This is a genomic window from Moorena sp. SIO3E8, from assembly GCF_010692445.1.
GTDB lineage: Bacteria > Cyanobacteriota > Cyanobacteriia > Cyanobacteriales > Coleofasciculaceae > Moorena > Moorena bouillonii.
On sequence record NZ_JAAHHM010000272.1, the window covers coordinates 1 to 4,074 of the forward strand.

General features: G+C 41.1%; 6 protein-coding genes and 1 pseudogene. 4 read left to right on the top strand and 3 right to left on the bottom strand.

Annotated features, from left to right (window positions below; genetic code table 11):
* Together F6K46_RS38605 and F6K46_RS38610 are read left to right on the top strand one after the other, a co-directional pair.
* Positions 1–185: pseudogene (locus F6K46_RS38605) on the top strand (IS4 family transposase); the annotation flags it as partial.
* A gap of 58 nt (positions 186–243) precedes the next feature.
* Positions 244–1,269, top strand: coding sequence for an ATP-binding protein (locus tag F6K46_RS38610; protein WP_366664736.1), 1,026 nt, complete (start codon positions 244–246; stop codon positions 1,267–1,269).
* A gap of 30 nt (positions 1,270–1,299) precedes the next feature.
* Here F6K46_RS38610 and F6K46_RS38615 read toward each other — a convergent pair whose 3' ends face one another.
* Positions 1,300–1,446 carry a hypothetical protein gene (locus F6K46_RS38615; protein WP_293068671.1) on the bottom strand — a complete coding sequence of 49 codons (147 nt, stop codon included), beginning with the start codon at positions 1,444–1,446 and terminating at the stop codon, positions 1,300–1,302.
* Between the two features lie 111 nt (positions 1,447–1,557).
* Positions 1,558–1,965, bottom strand: coding sequence for a GPW/gp25 family protein (locus F6K46_RS38620; protein ID WP_293068674.1), 408 nt, complete (start codon positions 1,963–1,965; stop codon positions 1,558–1,560).
* Positions 1,966–2,110: 145 nt separating this feature from the next.
* On the opposite strand from F6K46_RS38620, the gene F6K46_RS38625 reads away from it, so the two are divergent.
* Together F6K46_RS38625 and F6K46_RS38630 are read left to right on the top strand one after the other, a co-directional pair.
* Complete coding sequence (locus F6K46_RS38625; protein ID WP_293068676.1) at positions 2,111–2,434, top strand: hypothetical protein; 324 nt, start codon at positions 2,111–2,113, stop codon at positions 2,432–2,434.
* Positions 2,435–2,495: 61 nt separating this feature from the next.
* Complete coding sequence (locus F6K46_RS38630) at positions 2,496–2,885, top strand: IS630 family transposase (RefSeq protein WP_293068680.1); 390 nt, start codon at positions 2,496–2,498, stop codon at positions 2,883–2,885.
* A 355-nt stretch (positions 2,886–3,240) separates the two neighbouring features.
* On the opposite strand, the gene F6K46_RS38635 is transcribed toward F6K46_RS38630, so the two are convergent.
* On the bottom strand, positions 3,241–3,912 hold the full coding sequence (locus F6K46_RS38635; protein ID WP_075904698.1) for a Uma2 family endonuclease: 672 nt from the start codon (positions 3,910–3,912) through the stop codon (positions 3,241–3,243).
* Positions 3,913–4,074 lie beyond the last annotated feature (162 nt).

Below are 4,074 nucleotides of genomic sequence, written 5' to 3' on the forward strand. Positions count from 1 at the left end.
AAGAATCTGGACGTAGGGAGCGGAGGCATAGCAGTTTTTACGTTGGTTTGTATGGTCAAACCTGGATGAATTTTAAGGATGTTTGTCTAAAATTAGTAACCGAATTAATGAAATTAAATCCTAATAAACGAAAGTATTATCAACGCGGTTTAAGGGCTAGGTCGCTTATAGAATCTGCGTTTTAGCTCATTTCGTCACCCCCTCAGCTGTCAGCGGACTCTTGTTAACCTTGACATCCCCCCATTGAGCCACGAGGAACAATATTGCCTGTGGGAAAGCCATATAGGGTCAGCAGCAGCAGAACTTAACGGTCAACTTGAGCGCATCGCGGTACAGTTTAACCTCAATCATGCTACTATTCAAGCTGCCTGTGATCAATTCAAAATTCAAAATTCAAAATTCAAAATTCAAGACTCTACTCAATTATGGGATTTCTGCCGCCATAATGCCCGTAATCAATTAGATCACTTAGCGCAACCTATCAATGCTACTGCTACCTGGGACGATCTGGTTTTACCTACCCCACAACGGCAGCTTCTTGGGGATATTGCCACTCATCTCAGACACAAGTATAAAGTCTATCAGCAATGGGGTTTCGCCCAAAAAGGCGTCCGGGGTTTGGGCATCAGCGCCCTATTTTACGGGGCTAGCGGTACTGGTAAAACCATGGCAGCAGAGGTATTAGCCCAGGAATTTCGCCTGGATCTTTATCGCATCGACCTAAGTAGAGTTGTCAGTAAATATATTGGTGAGACGGAAAAGAATCTGCGGCGGATCTTTGATGCTGCTGAAACCGGTAGTGCTATTCTTCTGTTTGACGAAGCCGATGCCCTGTTTGGTAAGCGTACCCAAGTTCAAGACAGTCACGACCGCCACGCTAACATCGAAGTCAGCTATTTGCTGCAACGCATGGAAGCCTATCAAGGGTTAGCTATTTTGACCACCAATTTCCAAAGCGCACTCGATAGTGCCTTTTCGCGCCGCATTCGCTTTGTGGTTGAATTTCCGTTTCCCGGACCCGAAATCCGTACCCAAATTTGGCAGCGCATTTTTCCTCCTATGACCCCAACAGAAGACTTAAATTACCAGAAACTGGGTCAACTCAATGTTGCTGGTGGAAATATTCGCAATATTGCCCTAAATGCCGCTTTTTTTGCCGCCGCCGCCGATGAAGCCGTGAACATGGAACATATCTATGAAGCGACAAAACGGGAATATCAAAAGTTAAAGAAAATGTTGACAAACGAAGAGATAGAAGGTTGGTTTTAGTGTAAGCATTCAGCGGTCAGCTATCAGCTATCAGCTCTCAGGCGTAGGGTGGGCAAATGCTGTACCTCTGACAATTTGATCTCGAATCGGGTCCATTTGCCCACCTTCCCTGAGCGGCTGAGGCGTAGGGTGGGCAAATGCTGACCCTCTGACAATTTGATCTCGAATCGGGTCCATTTGCCCACCCTACAAGCTGTTGCCTCTGTTCCCTATTCCCTATTCCCTGTTCCCTGTTCCCTGTTCCCTGTTTTCTGTACCTCACCCAATTGAAAACCGCTATACAAGAACTCAAACCGTTTGAGCTTCATTAAGATAAAAAGGATAAACCAGGTTAAACCTAGAATTAGTTACTCGCACCGCATAGGTAATAACTATTAACAACAATCCCTCTATTTCACTGTCCTCTATATTTATCTCCTCCACATCTATACGATGCTCATGGTTCAAAAGAGCATCAGAAATCGTGCCTCGAATTCCCGTAATTAACCCTTGAGTAATTTCCTCAAAAATAAACTGACTCAATTCGCAACCAAAGTCAGGCTGCATAATCCGTTCCCCTGGACGGGTTGACAGGATTATTTCCAAACTTTCGACAATATCCTCCTGATCAGACACCATCTCCACCGTTCCAGTATCCTGGTTAAATGTCGGGGGGAAACTCCATCCTGTCCCTAAAAAAGAGCTGTTTTCTTCCATTTGCCTATTGCCTCTTGCCTTATAGCGGTTTGCGCTTAAATAGAGTATAATATAATAAATATTATAAAACTCCAATTATGAAAGCCTATTCTGTTGATATAAGAACGAAAATTATCACAGCTTATCTAGACTGTGTTCGCGTAGCGTGGCCATAGGCCAAGGCTCAATGACCCGTTTAGCTAAAAGGGTTAAAGTGAGTCGCAATTTTGTATTTAGAATTATTAAAAAATTCAAAGAAACTGGAAATATATCACCGGGCAAACAAGGGAATAACCGAGCATCTAAATTAGAACCATTCACGGAATTTATCAAATCTATGTTGTCAGATCATCCATCATTAACTCTCTCGGAAATGGTGGAAATACTTGAAAAAGATAAACAAATTACTGTACACATAACCACCTTGAGTAGATTCCTGAAAAAACTCAACATAACACGAAAAAAAAAGTTTATATGCCAGTCAAGCTAAAACGGAAAGAGTAGCTAATTTAAGACTTTTATATTGGCAAACAGTTACTAGTTTTTTAGTCATAAACCTAGTATTTTTGGATGAAACGGGGTTTAATTTAGGGAAAAAGCGCATTTATGGTCGTTCTCAAAAAGGAACCAGAGTTGTCGATTATCGCCCTTATTATAGAGGAGAAAATCTCACAATAGTTAGTGCTATTTGCTCCCAAGGTATATTAGGAACTATGACCTTAAATGGCTCGATTAATACTCAAATTTTTATGACTTATATAAAAGATATTTTAGCCCCATCCTTATGGCCTGGTGCCGTGGTAATTATGGATAATTTATCTAGCCATAAAAGTCAAAAAGTTATAGAAATATTATCAGAAGTTGGAGCTAAAGTTTTAGTTTTACCTCCCTATTCTCCTGATTTTAATCCCATTGAGAAATTCTGGTTTATTTTGAAATAATATTTACGTTCATTAGTAACTATGACCAGAGATGAGTTAGAAAAAGGTCTAGTTGATTGTTGTGATTCTTTGACTAAAGAACAAATAACAAAATTGTTTTCTTATTGCTGCTATTGTAACTAATATAAGCGCAAACCGCTATAATAGTACTGTAAGCTATCAGCCGTCAGCCGTCAGCCGTCAGCCGTCAGCCGTCAGCCGTCAGCCGTCAGCCGTCAGCCGTCAGCTGACGTAACTCAGATTAAACGAATGCTTACTTGTTTTATTTAAAAGCTCAAAGCTCAAAACTGAGAGCTGATAGCTGATAGCTGAGAGCTGACGGCTGAGAGCTGACGGCTGATAGCTGATAGCTTACCTATTTATTGACTAACTTTTCATGTTCCGGTGAGTTGAATCCCTCCTGTAAAATTGCTAATACTTGGCCTAAGTCTCCGGTAAGTAAAGCGTCTTGGGCTAACCATAAGCCAGGGAAATAGTCACTACAGATAATGCCTTTATCATTCGGTTCAAGTTTAATATATTTTCCTTCCCTTAACCTAAACCAATCAAGTTCTCCGTCATAAACCCGCCAAACTAAATATTCTTGAACTTGATTACGTCGGTAAGCTTTTAATTTATCATTTAAATCAATAGAGGCAGTACTCGCTGCTATTTCTACGATTAATTCTGGCGCACCTTCTACATAGCCGTCTTCACTAATCCTTGATTGTCCATCTACCGTTAGTCTTAGTAAAGCATCCGGTTGAGGTTCATTGTCTGCATCTAGACGTACAGTCGCATTATCGCCCACTTCTACCCCTGGTGTAGCTGACCAATATGTACCCAACCAAGTCATAATACGAGCATGGGGATTAGCATGTTGGGTCATTCTTAAAGGCGATGCCATATAAACAATTCCTTCGATTAATTCCGCTTTTTTGACATCAGGCATCCGTGCATAACGCTGTTCAAATTCAACCTGAGTAAGTTGATCTCCACTTTCAAGGGGTGGAATTGTATTTTTGGGTTTTAATATGGTTTGAGACATGGTTGTTTTAGTAGTAGGATTTGTAGGATTTGTAGTGGCGTGGCACAGCTAATTTGGTGCATTAGATTCTAGGTCTTCATCAAGTTCAAATACAGGATATAGGTGTTTAAGTTTGACTCGTGCATCTTCGGTAGTAAATCGCCAAACGACCTTGGCTGAACT